Raw genomic sequence first — 15,051 nt, 5'->3', positions numbered from 1 at the left:
AGCCGCTCCAGCTGCGTGGTATAAAAATACCGCACACGGAGAGGGAGGCTGTCGTGATCGAGCTCAAGTCCGCCGAGGAGATCGGCCGGATGGCGGTGGCCGGGAAGTTCGTCGGCGAACTGCTCGCCGAACTACGCGGGGTCGCCGAGGTCGGGGTCAACCTGATGGACATCGAGCACCACGCCCGCAGCCGGATCAAGGAGCGCGGTGCCGAGTCCTGCTACTGGGACTACGCGCCGTCGTTCGGCCGCGGCCCGTTCCGCAACGTGCTCTGCCTGTCGGTCAACGACGCCGTCCTGCACGGCCTGCCGCACGACTACGTGCTGCGTGACGGTGACCTGGTCAGCATCGACATGGCGGTCGGCATCGACGGCTGGGTCGCCGACTCGGCGCTCTCGGTCGTCGTCGGCACCCCCGACCCGGCCGACCTCAAGCTGATCGAGGCCACCGAGGTCGCTCTCGAAGCCGGCATCGCGGCAGCCCAGCCCGGCGGCCGTCTCGGCGACGTGTCGGCGGCGATCGGCGAGGTCGCCCGCTCCTACGGTTACGGCGTCAACGGCGAGTTCGGCGGCCACGGCATCGGCCGCACCATGCACGAGGACCCGCACGTCCCCAACAGCGGCCGGGCCCGCCGCGGCATGCGCCTGGACCCGGGCCTGACGATCGCCATCGAGCCGTGGTTCTGCCGCTCCACCGACAAGATCAAGTTCGACAAGGACGGCTGGACGATCCGCTCCGCCGACGGCTCCCGCACGGCCCACTCCGAACACACGGTCGCCATCACCCCGGCCGGCCCGCAGGTCCTCACCCGCCGCCCCTGACATCGACCGCCATGAGGCGGAACACCGGGCCGTCGCCGCCGACCTGCGCCGGCAAGGCAGACGACCCGTCAACGTTCGCCACGCAACTCCAGCAGGTACGCGGCGGTCAGCGCGACGCCACGGTCCTCGTCCCGGGACAGTTCGGTGAGAGTCCGGGTGGCCGTGTCGCCGGGGATGTCGGCGAGAGCCTGGGTGATCCGGCGGCGCACCGGCACGTCACCGGGGGAGAGCCGCCCGACCAGCCCGGAGGCGATGGCCTCGGCCAGCGTGGGATCGGCCGCCAGCACCCCCAGGGCATCGGCGGCGTCGACGTCGTTCACCGCGTGGACGACCATGTCGATCAGGATCGGAATCGTCTCGGGCACCCCGCGCGGGCCGAGCGTCAGCGCCGCATGCCGCCGGACCGCGATGTCCGCGCTGCCGAGAGCCTGGTGCAGAAGCGCGGCCGCCGTGTCGGTGGGGATCTCGGCGAGCGTACGCACGGCCCGTTGCCGTACCTCGGCCAGTGGCGATTCCAGACCGTCGGCCAGCAGCTCCGGCCCGGCGTCACCGGACTGGGCCAGCGCCCACCGGAGGGCGCCGGCCACATTCGGGTCCGACTCGTTCAGCGCCGCCTCGACCAGGGCCGACACCGGCGCCGTGCCGGTGGCCAGGGCCGCCCGCTGCCGGTCCTCCGGTCTGTCCGACCCGAGGGCGTGCAGCAACGCGACGACCTGAAGCACGTCAGCCCAGCCGGTCGGCTCGGCGTCCCCGATCCGCTGGAGCCGGGTGAGTAGTTCGGTCTCCCGGGCGATGCGTTCCCGGGTCCGCCGGATCAGATCCTCGACCAGGCCGGACGGGGTGAACGCGGGATCCTCCAGCGCCCGCCCGACGTCGCGCAGCGACAGACCCAACGACCGCAGGCTCTCGATGTGGAAGATCCGCCGGATGTCCTCGCCGGTGTACTCCCGATACCCGGCATGGCTGCGCCCGGTCGGCCGGAGCAGACCGAGCGACTCGTAGTGGCGCAGCATCCGGGCGCTCACCCCGGACCGCTGCGCCACCTCACCGATCAGCACCTGCCCTTCACTTCTCCCGTGCCTGGGGGCCCAGCGCCACGATCCGGATCGCCTCGTCGACGGCGAGCTCGAAACCGGCGTCCGGGTCGTCGAGCAGCCGTCGGGTCGCGGCCGCGTGACCGGCGACGTGCGGGTCAGTGCTCCTCATCGCGGCCTCCAAGGTCGGGACGATTGTCTCACCGAGCGCGATCAGTGCCCGGCTCAAACTCAGCCGGGTCGCCCGGTCACCCCGCCCGAGCTGCGACGTCAGCACCGCGGCCAGCCCCGGTTTCGCGTCCTCCGGCACCAGCGCGACCGCGGTTCGCCAGGCGGTCCGGGCCACCTCGTCGTCGGCGTCGGTCAGCAGCTCGCGGGTGATCGCCGGCCAGGCCGTCCGGTCGCCGACCTTCGACAGCGTGTGCAGGGCCTGACTGCGAGCCTGCGGATTCGCCGACCGCAGCTCCCCGACCAGCCGCGGAACCGTCACCGCCGCCGGATGCCGGGTGATCGCCCAGGTGAGCATGTCCCGCACGTAGAAGTCCGGTTCCACCGCACACCTGTCGACGAGCCCGTCGACATACCCGGGGTCCGGGGCGGTACCGATCGCCATCACCGCCTGCAACCGGACCGACGAGCTCGTGTTCTCCAACCCCTGGAGAGCCTGCATGATCACCGGGACCACCTCCACGCCCCAGTGAAGGGCTTGTCACAGTGTCAAGGTCAAGCCCGGTCATTGCCCGGTTGTGCTTGGATCCGCGGGCCGGTCGCCGATGGCGTGTCCGTGACCGCGCCCCGACTCACTCCACTCGCCCGTCGAGTGGCGACCGGCGCAGCAGCCCTCACCATCGTGGTGATCGCTACCGCGTTGATCGCCGGAATCCGCGCAGATGAGCGGTCGGTCGTCCCGCCTTTGGTGGTTGTACAGAGTCCCGGATCCGAGAGTTACACGACCAGGCTCAGTCTCGTGAAGCCCCTGATGGTGGCCTGCCCGGGCTGGTCCGGAACCGTGAACGGGGCTGACGGCGCCCGCGTGGAGATCTCGGCCTGCCCGGACCCGAATCGGCCGCCCTTGGACATCGGACCGGAGCGAACCCTGTTCTTCAGGGTCCGCATGGAGAACATCGGCGCCATACGGACGCCGGCCGGCTTCGCCTCGGGAACGGGCCTGCTCGACTCTCTCGGCCAGGTCTACCTGGCCGACCTGTCGCGCTCGCTCCCGATCGATCCCGCCATTGCCGGGGATCCGCAGCTCGACCCGGGTGAACAGGCCGATTTGGCACTCGTCGTACCGATCCGCCGGGAGACGGTGCCGTTGCAACTGTCGGTGGTGCATCCCACCAGCCGCTTGTCCATCGTTGACTGGACCTTCTCGCCCTGAAGGGTGGAGGCGTCGATGAGTCGATCAACGTCGCCGGTCGCGGGAAGTTGATCAATGCCTGCGGATGCCGGTCTCGGGTAGCGTTTTCGGGATGCGGGTGTCGGGGATCGCGCCGTTGCTGGTGGTGCGGGATGTCGCGGTGAGTGCCACCTTCTACCGGAGACTCGGCTTCGCGGCCGAGGTCGAGTGGGACACCTACGCGAAACTCGTCAACGGGAGTGCGGTTCTGCACCTCGCCGGTGCGGGTGATCCACCGGCGGACCGGCCCGGACTCGCGTTGCGGGCACCGGACACCGTGGCGACCACAGCGACTGCGGCAATCGTTCTCCAGGTCGACGACTGCCGCCTGTCGTGCTCGGAGTTGATCGCCGACGGCGTCGGCCTGCTGAGCGGACCAGCCGAACCCGAGTGGGGCGGCGAGGTCCGGGCGTTCCTCCGGGACCCGGACGGCCACTTGATCGAAATCAACGAAACCACCGCGACCTAGACCGGAAGGAAGGACTTCGGGGGGCGGGTGGGGAAGGCCCGGGGCGGTTGACGAGGAGGGGGCGGGACGGCGGCTCGGTCAGCGGCGCAGGTGGGACTGGAGGACCAGGGCGGCGGCGCCGGTGGCCGAAGCGGTGGCGGCGGCCAGGGAGACGGTGACCGTTACTGATCGGCGCCACGTCTTGGTGTCGGCGGGGGCCACCCGGCGCATGATCGCCGGGCCGTAGACGAACGACGCCGCGGCGAAACCGGGGCCGGTCAGCACCACCAGGTCGACGTCCAGCAGGTTGACCACCGATTCGGCGGCGGCTGCGACGTACCGTGCCGAGTTTTGCAGCAGCGCCAGGCAATGGGGGGCGCCGGCTCGCGCGGCCCGGGCCACCGCGGCGAAGTCCGCCGCCACGCCGCGGCCCGTCGCGTTGCCCAGGCCCGCCTCGGCCAGTGCGGCCGGGTCGGAGCGGGCGGCGACCACCACCGTGCGCGGGCCGGCCAGGGCCTCCAGGCAGCCGCGGCTTCCGCACCAGCAGGGTGGGCCGTCGACCTCGACGCAGATGTGCCCGAATTCGCCCGCTGCGCCGTGGCCGCCGCGCATGGCCCGGCCGTCGGCGACGATTCCGGCGCCGATGCCGCTTCCCATGTAGAGGGCGGCGAACGCGCGTTCCGGGCCGACCCGGGCCACCCAGTATTCGCCGACGGCCGCGGCGGTGGCGTCGTTCTCGACCAGCACCGGCCAGCCGGTCTCCTCGGCCAGGCGGCGGCCGAGTTCGTCGGCGTCCCAGTCGCGCAGGTGTGGCGGGGAGTCCCAGCCGGGCGGCAGGCCGCCGGCCGGGGCCGGCCAGACGACGCCGATGCCCAGGCAGCGTGCGTGATCCACTCCGGACCCGGCGAGAAGCGTGCCGATGCCCTCGGCGAGGTGGGCGAGCAGGCCGGCGGAGGACGATGCGGCAGCGGAGGCAACCGCCGGATCGACCGGGCCGGCGAGCAGGGACACCGCGGCGAAGGCCGGAGTCGGTGAAGGCGCCGCGGGAAAGGCAGGCGCCACGGGGGAGGGCGGCGTGGTGGGCGGTGGCGGCGCGGGACGGGTCAGGCGGGAGATCACGCCGCCGGTCTGGCCGGTCAGGACGAACGTCGTCACGTCCCGGTCCAGGTGGACGCCGACGGCGAGGCGTGCGGCCGGGTCCAGGCGCAGCAGGGTGCGTGGTTTGCCGCCGGTGGGGGTGCGGCCGGTCTCGACGACCAGGCCCTCGTCGAGCAGACGGCGGACGGTCATCGACACGGCAGCCTCGGTCAGGCCGGTCACCGCGGCCAGCTCGACCCGGCTGAGCTGGTCGGACGCACGAATGGCGTCGAGGATGCTCTCCCGCGCGGCGGGCCGGCGACCCCGGCCCGGGCGGTTCGAAACCGGTTCGCCGACGTTTCCCCGCATCTGGCCGCCCTTGGAAACCGCCTGGCCGCGGCTGGAAACCGCCTGGCCGCGGCTGGAAACCGCCTGGCCGCGGCTGGAAACCGCCTGGCCGCGGCTGGAAACCGTCTGGCCGTGGCTGGAAACCGTCTGGCCGTGGCTGGAAGCCACCTGGCCGTGGCTCGAGACCGGCTCGCCGACCGCTTCCCTCACTCAGCCACCTCGGTCGGGGTCACACGGACGAGCAGGACACGGTCGGGATACAGCACCGGCAGCCGGAGCCCGGAGGCGCCCAGCGCGCGCCCGCTGAGACGGACGCCCTGCGGCGTGCACCAGGGTAGCGCAGCGCCCCAGGCTGCGGCGTTGCCGTCGGGGACGTCGCCGGGTGGCTGCGGGCGGACGTGGAAGACGCGGTCCGGATCGAGGCCGGGCAGGGTCACGACACCTGGTGGGTACGACACACTGGTCGCCGTCGCGGTCAGGGCGAACAGCGCGTCATCCGCCCCGACGACGCCGGTCACCGAGTAGGCGGGGTCGGCCACATCGCCGTGCACGAGAGTCCCGGAGTGCAGCAGCCCGCGGACCGATTTGTAGAGGTCGACCCAGGCCGCCAGCTCGCCGCGCTCTTCCTTCGAAATAACCGACAGATCCCACTCGATGCCGAAGTGCCCGAAAATGGCGGAGGCGGCTCGTGCGGACAACGGCAACGTCCGATGTGTGGTGTGCGACGTGGGCGCCCCCACGTGCGAACCGATCAACTCCAACGGCGCCAGCAGCGACGTCCACCGCTGGATCGCCACCCGCTCGTGAGCGTCGATGCAGTCGGAGGCCCAGACCCGGTCGGTCCGCTCGAGGATCTCCAGATCGACCCGCCCGCCCCCGGACGAACACGATTCGATCTCCACCCCGGGATGCCGCGCCCGCAACTCGTCCAGCAGCCGGTAGGCGGCCAGGGTCTGATCGTGAACCCCGGCCCGCCCGCTGCCGGGATGCCCGGCTTCGACCAGATCCCGGTTGTGGTCCCACTTCAGGTAGGCGATGTCATATTCGGTCAGCAGCGCATCGAGACGCCCGAGCACATACGTGAACGCATCCGGGTTGTGCAGATCCATCACCTGCTGCGACCGTGCCGCCGGTGGCAGACGGTGACCGACCCCCATGATCCAGTCCGGATGGGCCCGCGCCAGGTCCGAGTCCGGATTGACCATCTCCGGCTCCACCCACAGCCCGAACTCCATCCCCAGCGACCGCACCACCCGGATCAGCGGCCCGAGCCCGTCCGGCCACACGTCGGCCGACACCGTCCAGTCCCCGAGCCCGGACGTGTCGTCGCGCCGCGACCCGAACCACCCGTCATCGAGCACGAACCGCTCCGCCCCGACCTCCGCCGCGGCCTGGGCAAATTCGGTCAGCCGCTCAAGGTCATGATCGAAGTAGACGGCCTCCCACGTGTTGACGACGACGGGCCGCGGCCGGATGGGATGATGCGGACGAGACCGCAGATACGTGTGAAACCGGTCAGCGATCGAGTCCAGCCCGTCCGCCCCGAACACCCCGTAGACCCACGGCGAGGTGTACGACTCACCCGCACCGAGCCCCACCTCGCCCGGCAGCAGCAACTCGCCGCCACCCAGCGCCGCATGCCCGTGATAGTTACGCTCGGCAACGGTCCGCGCCCCACCGGAGAACGCCGTATGCAATCCCCAGACCTGCCCGGACCGATTGGCGAAGCCTGCTGTCCCGGCGCACAGCACATACGCGGAGTCATATCCGGTCCGCCCGGTCCGGTTCTCCCGCACCCGCAGCCCGTGGGTGAACGCGGTCCGCTGCGGCGCCCGCTCCCGCAGATGGTGCCCGGTGAAATCCAGCAATTCCACCGCCGAATCCGGTACCGGCAGAAAAACCATCAAATGCTCGAGCCAGTACGTTCCCGGCGCCACGCTCGTCACCCGCGCGCGAGCGCGCAACACCCCACCGGCCAGCAACTCCAGGTCGACGGTCAGCTCCAGGCCCGCATCCCGATCAAAACCATTGATCTGTACGGCTACCCGCCCCCGATCAATGCCGGACACGGCAAACGCGCTCGACCACGCCCGACCATCACGATGCCCGGCGAGTCCAGGCAGCCCCAGCCAGCCGGCCGACTGCTCCGGCACGACCGACACCCGCACCGCCCCGTCCACCGAGAACCCGATCGGCTGCGGGGCCGCGGCCAGCGCCACCGCCGCCAGGTCCGCGCGGTGATCCGTGGTGCGTTCCGCGCCACAGGTCGCCACGCCGGGTGGGGGGTCGAGCGCCGCTCCCCAGTGCACGATCGCGGGCAGTGACGACCCACGGCAGTCCAGCACCACACTCACGCCGTCCCTGCTCAGATGGACGAAATCGGCCACCCGTACCTCCGCTCCACCAGCGTTGACGGACTTCGTTCAGTTGCTTAAGAATGTGGTAGCCCCGGCGCGGCGGCAACCCCCGAACCCACTCGACAGGGAGTTTCCCGACATGCTCAAGACCGACCTGCACACCGGCTGGACCGTCCGGGCCGCCGGTGGACCGGTCCCGCCGGAGATCGCCGCCGCCCCGGTGCCCGCAACCGTCCCCGGCACCGTGCACACCGACCTGCTCGACGCCGGCCTGATCCCCGACCCGTACCTGGGCGGCAACGAGGCCGAGCTCACCTGGTTCCACCGCAGCGCCTGGCGTTACGACACGACGGTCACCGCCGGCCCGGCCGAGCCGGGCGACCGTGTCGACCTGGTCTTCGACGGCCTCGACACGGTCGCCACGATCACCCTCGGCGACGAGGAGCTGGGCCGCACCGCGAACATGCACCGTGGCTACCGTTTCGACGTGCGGCACCTGCTGACCGGCGGCGACGTCCCGCTCAGCGTCCGCTTCGACTCGGCCCTGGAGTACGCCGAGCAGATCGAGGAGCAACTCGGCAGCCGCCCCCGGCCGTACCCGCACCCGTTCAACGCGGTCCGCAAGATGGCCTGCTCGTTCGGCTGGGACTGGGGCCCCGACCTGCAGACGGCCGGCATCTGGAAGGGCGTGCGGCTGGAGCGCTGGCACACCGCCCGGCTCGCCGAGGTCCGGCCGCTGGCCACCCTCGACACCGACGGGCGCACCGGCAGGCTGACCGTGCACGTCACCGTCGAACGCGCCACCGACGAACAGCTCCGTGTCGAGCTCACGGCCGGGTTCCTGCGTGCCGAGGCGGTCATCGCGCCCGGCGCCGTCCGTACCACCCTCGTCCTTGAAGTCCCCGGCGCGCCGGTCTGGTGGCCGGCCGGACACGGTGACCAGCCGCTCACCGACGTCGCCGTCACCCTTTCCAGCGGATCCGGGAAACTCGACACGCACACGACGCGGGTCGGTTTCCGGTCCGTCCGCCTCGACGAGACCCCCGATGCGGACGGCAGCCGGTTCACCCTGGTCGTCAACGAGCGGGAGATCTTCGTCCTCGGCCTGAACTGGATCCCCGAGGACCACCTCCTGACCCGGATCACCCGCGCGAGCCTTGCCGCGGCGGTGGACCGGGCGGTCGCCGCGAACGCGAACCTGCTGCGCATCTGGGGCGGCGGCATCTGGGAGTCCGACGACTTCTACGAGGTGTGCGACGAGCGTGGCGTGCTGGTCTGGCAGGACTTCCCGCTGGCCTGCGCCGCGTACAGCGAGGAGGACCCGATCCGCTCGGAGATCCTCGCCGAGGCCCGGGAGAACGTGACCCGTCTCGCCCCGCACCCGTCGCTGATCCTGTGGAACGGCGGCAACGAGAACATCTGGGGCCACGAGGACTGGGGCTGGAAAGCCGACCTCGACGGCCGGACCTGGGGCGCCCGCTACTACTACGAGGACTTCCCGGCGCTGCTCGCCGAACTCGACCCGACCCGCCCGTACCATCCCGGCAGCCCGTCCAGCCCCGGTCACGACCCGGAGATCGTGCACCCCAACGACGACAGGTACGGCACCCGGCACGAGTGGGACGCCTGGAACCGGGAGGACTACACGTTCCACGACAACTTCGTGCCCCGGTTCTGCTCCGAGTTCGGCTGGCAGGCGCCACCCACCTGGGCCACGCTGACCTCGGCGATCGCCCCGGAGGACCTGCGCAAGGAGTCCCCGGTGTTCCTGCTGCACCAGAAGGCCGAGGACGGCAACGGCAAACTCGACCGGGGGCTGGCCCACCACATGCCGGTGCCGGCCGACTTCGGGGACTGGCACTGGGCCACCCAGCTCAACCAGGCCCGCGCCACCGCGTACGCCGTCGAGCATCTGCGCAGTCATGCCCCGCGCACCATGGGCAGCATCATCTGGCAGCTCAACGACTGCTGGCCGGTCACCTCGTGGGCGGTCGTGGACGGCGCCGGGCGGCTCAAGCCCTCCTGGTTCGCGCTGCGCAGGGCGTACCACCAGGTGTTGCTCTCGATCCGTGAGCGGGACGGACGGACCGTCCTGGCCGTGATCAACGACCGTGACGAACCCTGGCGCGAAAGCGCCCGGCTGCGCCGCGTCCGCTTCGACGGCGTGGTCCTGGCCGAGACCGTCGCGGACCTCGACGTGGCGGCCCGATCGGTGGCGCTGATCGAACTCGACGCCGAACTGCTCGCGGTGTCCGAAACCGATCGTGAGGTGCTGGTCGCCGACGCCGGTGGGCTGCGCGCGATCCACCTGTTCGCCGAGGACAAGGACCTGCGCTACGACCCGGCCGCGGTCCGGGCGCACACGGTCGCGATCGAGGGCGGATACTCGGTGACCGTGACCGCCGCATCGTTCGCCCGCGACATCGCGCTCCTCGCCGACCGGCTCGCGCCCGACGCCCTCGTCGACGACATGCTGATCGACCTGCTGCCCGGCGAGACCCACACGTTCACCGTCCGCACCACGGCCACCGTCGACGGCGAGGCCTTCAGCGCGCCCGAGGTGCTGCGCTCGGCGAACGCGCTCAGCCTGCCGGCCAAGGTCGGCTGATGCCGGCGCCGGGTGGCCTGATCGGGCTCGTCCTCACCGGCAGCAACGCCCGGATCGGCGTCGAACCGTTCATCATGGAGCTGATCGCGGGCATGGAGGAGGCGCTGTCCCCGCACGGCGTCACCGTCCTGCTCCTGGTCGTGCCCGACCTCGACGCCGAACTCGGCACCTACCGTCGCTGGGCCGGCGACGGCACCGTGCAGGCGGTCGTCGTCGTCAACCTCGTCCACGGCGACACCCGGCCCGGCCACCTCGCCGGCCTCGGGCTGCCGGCCGTGCTCGCCGGGCGGGCCGACGCCCCCACGTTCCCGCGGGTCGTCACCGACGACGCGGGCGCCACCACCATCGCCGTCGAGATGCTCGCCGGCCTCGGGCACCGCGTGATCGGCCGGGTCAGCGGCCCGGCCGACCTGGTGCACACCGCCGAACGGACCGCGGGCATGCACGCCGCGGCCGCCGAACACGACGTTCTCGTGCACATCGTCGAAGGAGACTACGGAGCCGAGGCCGGGGTACGGGGAGTGCGCGCCCTTCTCGAAGCGGATCCGCCGCCGACCGCTGTCGTGTTCGACAACGACGTGATGGCGGTGGCCGCCGAACAGGAGCTGATCCGGTCCGGAGTGAGCGTCCCGGCCGGTGTCAGCCTGCTCGTGCACGACGATTCGCCACTGTGTGAGCTGGCGGTGCCGCCGCTGTCGGCGCTCAGCATCGACGTGCACGAACACGGGATCACCGTCGGGCGCGCGGTGGTCGCCGCCCTCGACGGCGCGGAACCGGCCGAATATCCGGGGCCACCGATCCGCGTCCTGCAGCGTGCCAGCACCGGGCCCGCCCCGTCATAGCCTGCGCCACATGTCGAGGGCGCCCACCTCGACGAATCCGTGTCGCCGGTAGAAGCGGCGGGCCCGCTCGTTGTTCTCGTGCACCCCGCCGAACAGCACCACCACGTCCCGGCCGAGCAGGCGGATCGCGTCCCAGGCCGGCGGGATCAGCGCATCGGCCAGGCCACGTCCCTGCCACCGACCGGCCACACACGGGCCGAACCGGGCCGTCCGCTCCGGGTCGAGCTGGATGCCGTGCTCCGCGTACCGGGTGATCTCGTGCCCCGCCGGCAGCGACAGACTCAGGTCGACCACCCCGGCCAGTCCGGTCCCGTCGACGGCGACCAGACGCAGCTTGTCGTAGCGGCCGATCGCTTCGATCCAGTCCGCCGCCGCGACCTCGTGGGCGGTGTCGCCGTGCCAGAACCGGCGGCTCGTCCCGGACAGCCCGGCCAGGAACGCCACCAGGGCGCCCTCGTCCTGGGGCAGCAGCGCGCGGACGCCCAGTTCGACGCCGTCCACAGTGATCGTGCGAGCGAGCGGCGACGGGTCAGCGGCCAGCGCGGCGATATCGGTGATCATGTTGAAGGTGCCGCCCTTCGAGCAGGTCGCGACGCACCCGGACAGCGTACGCCGGGGTGGGCGAGCCACCCCGGCGCACGGTCCTGATCAGATGACCTGATCAGATGATGCGGGTCTGGTACGTGCCGCTGCTCGGCGAGTAGTTGAGCGCGCAGCGGGCGATCGACGTCACGCCGCCGGCCCCGCCGACCCAGCCACCGTAGACGGTGACGCGGACGCTGGGGTTGTTCTCCCGGACGCAGTAGGCGATCGCCCGCCACTGGTCGTTGCCCGGGCGGGTGGTCGTGTTGCAGCCCGCCTGCCATCCGGTCTGGATGGAGGTGCCCTCCCAGTACCTGCTCCAGCAGTTGGACGGCTGGGCCTGCGCGGCCGCCGGGACCATCACCAGTCCGCCGGTGACGAGGGCGGCGATGGCCGTGGCCCGTACCGTTGCTCGGTTTCGCATCTGAATCCCCGTTGATAGATCGAAATAGACCTATGGATACTCGGGGTTCGGCGTGGACTCGATCAAGCGATGCTGCAAAATGCTACAAATACCGCAAGGCCACCCAGGGGAGCCCCCACCGTGTCTGATCCGATCGGTAAACTCGCGCCACTCCAGCACGCCCTGCTCGACACCTGGCTCCCCGGCGCGCGAGTGGTCCGGGACCACAGCTGGGGCATCGTCGAGACCACGGTGCTGGAGCTCGTGCACGACGGCCGGCGGCTGATCCTGAAAGCCGGCGGCGCCGCCGACCACCACATCGCCCGCGAGCTCCGCGCCCACCACGAGTGGCTGACCCCGTTGACCGGCCGCGGCCGGGCGCCCGCCCTGGTGCACGGTGACGTCGACGCGAAACTGCTGGTCACCACCTATCTGCCCGGCGAGCTGGTGACGGTGGCCAGCCCGGACGTGTTCCGGCAGGCGGGCGAACTGCTGGCGCTGCTGCACGGCCGCCCGTCCGGCGCCGACGACTACGAGCGCCGGGAGAACGCCAAATGCCTGAGACTCCTCGACGGCCCGCACCGCATCGCGCCGGCCACCGCCGCCCGGCTGCGCGACCTGATCACCGGCTGGCCGGCCGCCCCCGAACCGGTCGTGCCCACGCACGGTGACTGGCAGCCCCGCAACTGGCTGATCCACGAGGGTGTGGTCAGCGTCATCGACTTCGGCCGGGCCGCGCTGCGGCCCGCCTACACCGACCTGTCCCGGCTGGCCGCCCAGGACTTCCGCGACGACCCCGCCCTGGAGACGGCCTTCCTGGCGGGGTACGGGTCAGACCCGCGCACGCCCGGCGCCTGGGACCGGGGCCGGATGCGGGAGGCGATCGGCACCGCCTGCTGGGCGTACGCGCAGGGGCTCGACGACTTCGAGGCGCAGGGCCACCGGATGATCGCCGAGGCGCTCTGAGGAAGATTTCTCGCAGGACGTGTCAACCGGTCGATCCGCCGAGCCCGTCTCAGTCGCGAAACACCTGACGGGGAGGGCACGACGATGGGGGCTGGTTCGGATGACGAGTTCACCGACTATGTCACGGCGCGGATTCCCGTGCTGCGACGGCTGGCGTATCTCCTGACCGGCGACGGTCACCGGGCCGACGACCTGGTTCAGCAGACGATCACCACATTGTATGTGAAATGGCAGCGGGCACGAGGCGCCGACAACCTGGACGCCTATGTGCGCAAGATGCTGGTGCGCACCTATGTGGACGAGAAACGCCTGGCCTGGGCCCGGGTCGGCCTGTTCCGCGAGGCGCCCGAGCCGGCGCCGGTCGCCGACGGAGGAGCAGAGGACCGCCATCTGGTACGGGCTGCGCTGAGCCGCCTGCCCCGGCGCCAGCAGGCCGTTCTGGTGCTGCGTTTCTACTACGACCTGCCTGTCGACGAGGTCGCCACCGCGCTCGGCTGCACCGCCGGCACGGTCAAGACCCACACCTCACGTGGCCTGGCCACGCTCCGGCGCCTGCTCGGTGACTCCGATGCCGCCGCTTTCCAGTTCGCGAGCTGACTTCTTCCGGGAGCGATGATGCGTACCGAGCATGACCTGATCCAGTTGCTCGACGACGAGCCACCCACCCCGTCCGCTGTCGACGTCCGTGGCGCGATCGCCACCGGCCGCCGCCGCCGGGCGATCCACCGTGCGGGCTTCGCCGGCGCCACCGTGACCGCGCTGGCCGCCGCCGCCGTCGTCACGGTCAACGGCGACCTGTTCGCCCCGGGCCCGGCACCGGACCAGGTGGCCGGCCCGGGCCGGCCACCGGTCTCCTGCGCCATGCAGGAGCTGACCGGGGTCCCGTCGTCGGTGGTCCGGGGTTCCGATCCGACCGGCCGGCACCTGGCCGGGCGCACCGAGCCGGTCGCCGGGGCGGTGCTCTGGCAGGACGGCCGGGGGACGGCCGTGGAGTTGCCCGGCGCCGGGCCGGCGGCGATGACCGCGGTGAACCGGTCCGGGACGGCGGTCGGCTGGCGGTTCGCGAAGGACGGCCAGGTGGAGCCGGTCCCGTTCGTGTACCGCGAGGAGACGGCGACACCGCTGCCGGGCGTCGAGCACGGCAGCCCGCACGCGATCAACGACGCCGGGACGATCGTCGGCGAGTCGGCCGGGCTGCCGGTCCGGTGGTCGTCGGCGACGAGCGACGCGGTCCGCCTGGCGGTCCCGCCGGGGACGGTGGAGGGGGTCGCGATCGACGTCGACGAGGACGGCACGATCATCGGCACCGTCGACTGGAAGGGGTTCGTCTGGCGCCCCGACGGCACCCAGGCCGCCCTGCCCCTGCCGGACCTCGGCGGCGAGAAGACGACGATGAGCACGGTCTTCGGCATCCGCAACGGCTGGGTCGTCGGGTCGGTGCAGGTCACCGAGCGGCCGCCGGCCGGGGGCGCCTCGGTGGTCGTCCTCAAGTCGGCGCCGGCGCTCTGGAACGTGCGGACCGGCGAGACCCGGGTCTTCGAGTCGGCGAAGCTGGAGCCCACCGCGGTGACCGCGGAGGGCTGGCTGGTCGGCACGGAGGCCGGCCGCGGCCCGGTGCTCGTCGCGGGCGACACCACCCTGGACCTCCCGGTGCCCGAGGGCGCCATGGCGGCAGCCGACTCCCAGTTCACCGTGAGTGACGACGGCCGGACCATCACCGGCCTGATCGTCGACGCGTCCGCCACGCGCCGCTCGGTCATCTGGCACTGCAACTGACGGGGGAGCGGGGGCCGGCCGCTACGGGCCGGCCCCCGCTGCGCGGCTCAGGCGGCGGCCACGTGGTCCTCACACCGGACGTGGCTGTGGTTGCTGGAAACCGTATTCGCAGAAGGTTCGTCCTCGATCAGCCTTGTAGATCTTGCACGGTTCCCCACGTTGGCAGCGATCTTGCACGTTTCTTCACGTCTGGGCACGGTTTGCCGTGCAAGGTCTACTGCGCTGGGGAGACCTTGCAGCTTTCTTCGTGCTGGGGTGTGGAAAGGGCTGCAAGATCGGCGCGGGCCTGAAAAGTCGGCTCTCCGGTCGTATGTGTGGGTGGTTTGAGGGGTTTAGACAGGCGCACGCCGTTGCAGGCCTTAGGTTCCGGTTTGTCGAGACAGGATCCGA

14 protein-coding genes are annotated in these 15,051 nt (G+C 71.5%); 8 read left to right on the top strand and 6 right to left on the bottom strand.

Annotation, left to right across the window (positions count from 1 at the left end):
• Positions 1-53 precede the first annotated feature (53 nt).
• Entirely contained in the window at positions 54-821 is a 768-nt protein-coding gene (gene map, locus AB0E94_RS44690) for a type I methionyl aminopeptidase (RefSeq protein WP_360339993.1), read from the top strand.
• Positions 822-889: 68 nt separating this feature from the next.
• Here the strand turns inward: map and AB0E94_RS44685 are convergent, their stop codons facing one another.
• Together AB0E94_RS44685 and AB0E94_RS44680 are read right to left on the bottom strand one after the other, a co-directional pair.
• Positions 890-1,879 (bottom strand): HEAT repeat domain-containing protein, encoded by a 990-nt coding sequence (locus tag AB0E94_RS44685; protein WP_360339990.1) that lies wholly within the window; start codon positions 1,877-1,879, stop codon positions 890-892.
• A gap of 7 nt (positions 1,880-1,886) precedes the next feature.
• Positions 1,887-2,525 (bottom strand): HEAT repeat domain-containing protein, encoded by a 639-nt coding sequence (locus tag AB0E94_RS44680; RefSeq protein ID WP_360340093.1) that lies wholly within the window; start codon positions 2,523-2,525, stop codon positions 1,887-1,889.
• Between the two features lie 297 nt (positions 2,526-2,822).
• On the opposite strand from AB0E94_RS44680, the gene AB0E94_RS44675 reads away from it, so the two are divergent.
• Together AB0E94_RS44675 and AB0E94_RS44670 are read left to right on the top strand one after the other, a co-directional pair.
• Positions 2,823-3,236, top strand: a complete 414-nt coding sequence (locus AB0E94_RS44675) for a hypothetical protein (RefSeq protein WP_360339987.1) — start codon at positions 2,823-2,825, stop codon at positions 3,234-3,236.
• Positions 3,237-3,327: 91 nt separating this feature from the next.
• Positions 3,328-3,723 (top strand): VOC family protein, encoded by a 396-nt coding sequence (locus tag AB0E94_RS44670; RefSeq protein WP_360339984.1) that lies wholly within the window; start codon positions 3,328-3,330, stop codon positions 3,721-3,723.
• Between the two features lie 78 nt (positions 3,724-3,801).
• Here AB0E94_RS44670 and AB0E94_RS44665 read toward each other — a convergent pair whose 3' ends face one another.
• Complete coding sequence (locus AB0E94_RS44665; RefSeq protein WP_360339981.1) at positions 3,802-5,148, bottom strand: ROK family transcriptional regulator; 1,347 nt, start codon at positions 5,146-5,148, stop codon at positions 3,802-3,804.
• A gap of 185 nt (positions 5,149-5,333) precedes the next feature.
• The gene (locus tag AB0E94_RS44660; RefSeq protein ID WP_360339978.1) at positions 5,334-7,514 is read right to left on the bottom strand and encodes an alpha-galactosidase; all 2,181 of its coding nucleotides are present in this window, start codon (positions 7,512-7,514) and stop codon (positions 5,334-5,336) included.
• Positions 7,515-7,623: 109 nt separating this feature from the next.
• On the opposite strand from AB0E94_RS44660, the gene AB0E94_RS44655 reads away from it, so the two are divergent.
• The gene (locus AB0E94_RS44655) at positions 7,624-10,092 is read left to right on the top strand and encodes a glycoside hydrolase family 2 TIM barrel-domain containing protein (protein WP_360339975.1); all 2,469 of its coding nucleotides are present in this window, start codon (positions 7,624-7,626) and stop codon (positions 10,090-10,092) included.
• On the top strand, positions 10,092-10,934 hold the full coding sequence (locus AB0E94_RS44650) for a substrate-binding domain-containing protein (protein ID WP_360339972.1): 843 nt from the start codon (positions 10,092-10,094) through the stop codon (positions 10,932-10,934). The genes AB0E94_RS44655 and AB0E94_RS44650 overlap by 1 nt, the downstream gene beginning before the upstream one ends.
• Here AB0E94_RS44650 and AB0E94_RS44645 read toward each other — a convergent pair.
• Positions 10,929-11,564, bottom strand: coding sequence for a GNAT family N-acetyltransferase (locus AB0E94_RS44645; RefSeq protein ID WP_360339969.1), 636 nt, complete (start codon positions 11,562-11,564; stop codon positions 10,929-10,931). The genes AB0E94_RS44650 and AB0E94_RS44645 overlap by 6 nt on opposite strands.
• Positions 11,565-11,595: 31 nt before the next feature.
• On the bottom strand, positions 11,596-11,940 hold the full coding sequence (locus AB0E94_RS44640; RefSeq protein ID WP_360339966.1) for a hypothetical protein: 345 nt from the start codon (positions 11,938-11,940) through the stop codon (positions 11,596-11,598).
• Between the two features lie 120 nt (positions 11,941-12,060).
• On the opposite strand from AB0E94_RS44640, the gene AB0E94_RS44635 reads away from it, so the two are divergent.
• The 3 genes from AB0E94_RS44635 (at position 12,061) to AB0E94_RS44625 (ending at position 14,661) form a co-directional block, all read left to right on the top strand.
• Positions 12,061-12,885, top strand: a complete 825-nt coding sequence (locus tag AB0E94_RS44635) for a phosphotransferase (protein WP_360339963.1) — start codon at positions 12,061-12,063, stop codon at positions 12,883-12,885.
• Positions 12,886-12,969: 84 nt separating this feature from the next.
• Positions 12,970-13,482, top strand: coding sequence for a SigE family RNA polymerase sigma factor (locus AB0E94_RS44630; protein WP_360339960.1), 513 nt, complete (start codon positions 12,970-12,972; stop codon positions 13,480-13,482).
• Between the two features lie 18 nt (positions 13,483-13,500).
• On the top strand, positions 13,501-14,661 hold the full coding sequence (locus tag AB0E94_RS44625) for a hypothetical protein (protein ID WP_360339957.1): 1,161 nt from the start codon (positions 13,501-13,503) through the stop codon (positions 14,659-14,661).
• Positions 14,662-15,051 lie beyond the last annotated feature (390 nt).

The organism is Actinoplanes sp. NPDC026670 (assembly GCF_040638175.1).
Classification (GTDB): domain Bacteria; phylum Actinomycetota; class Actinomycetes; order Mycobacteriales; family Micromonosporaceae; genus Actinoplanes.
The sequence above is the reverse complement of the archived record's forward strand: the minus strand, read 5'-3'. Positions and strand labels throughout refer to the sequence as shown.

What these genes read in the sequence shown, in the direction of transcription:
- AB0E94_RS44670 (WP_360339984.1), top strand. Translation starts at nt 3,328, where the DNA reads ATGCGGGTGTCGGGGATCGCGCCGTTGCTGGTGGTGCGGGATGTCGCG.
- AB0E94_RS44655 (WP_360339975.1), top strand. Translation starts at nt 7,624, where the DNA reads ATGCTCAAGACCGACCTGCACACCGGCTGGACCGTCCGGGCCGCCGGT.
- AB0E94_RS44680 (WP_360340093.1), bottom strand. Translation starts at nt 2,525, where the DNA reads ATGCAGGCTCTCCAGGGGTTGGAGAACACGAGCTCGTCGGTCCGGTTG.
- AB0E94_RS44630 (WP_360339960.1), top strand. Translation starts at nt 12,970, where the DNA reads ATGGGGGCTGGTTCGGATGACGAGTTCACCGACTATGTCACGGCGCGG.
- AB0E94_RS44625 (WP_360339957.1), top strand. Translation starts at nt 13,501, where the DNA reads ATGCGTACCGAGCATGACCTGATCCAGTTGCTCGACGACGAGCCACCC.
- AB0E94_RS44650 (WP_360339972.1), top strand. Translation starts at nt 10,092, where the DNA reads ATGCCGGCGCCGGGTGGCCTGATCGGGCTCGTCCTCACCGGCAGCAAC.
- AB0E94_RS44665 (WP_360339981.1), bottom strand. Translation starts at nt 5,148, where the DNA reads ATGCGGGGAAACGTCGGCGAACCGGTTTCGAACCGCCCGGGCCGGGGT.
- AB0E94_RS44640 (WP_360339966.1), bottom strand. Translation starts at nt 11,940, where the DNA reads ATGCGAAACCGAGCAACGGTACGGGCCACGGCCATCGCCGCCCTCGTC.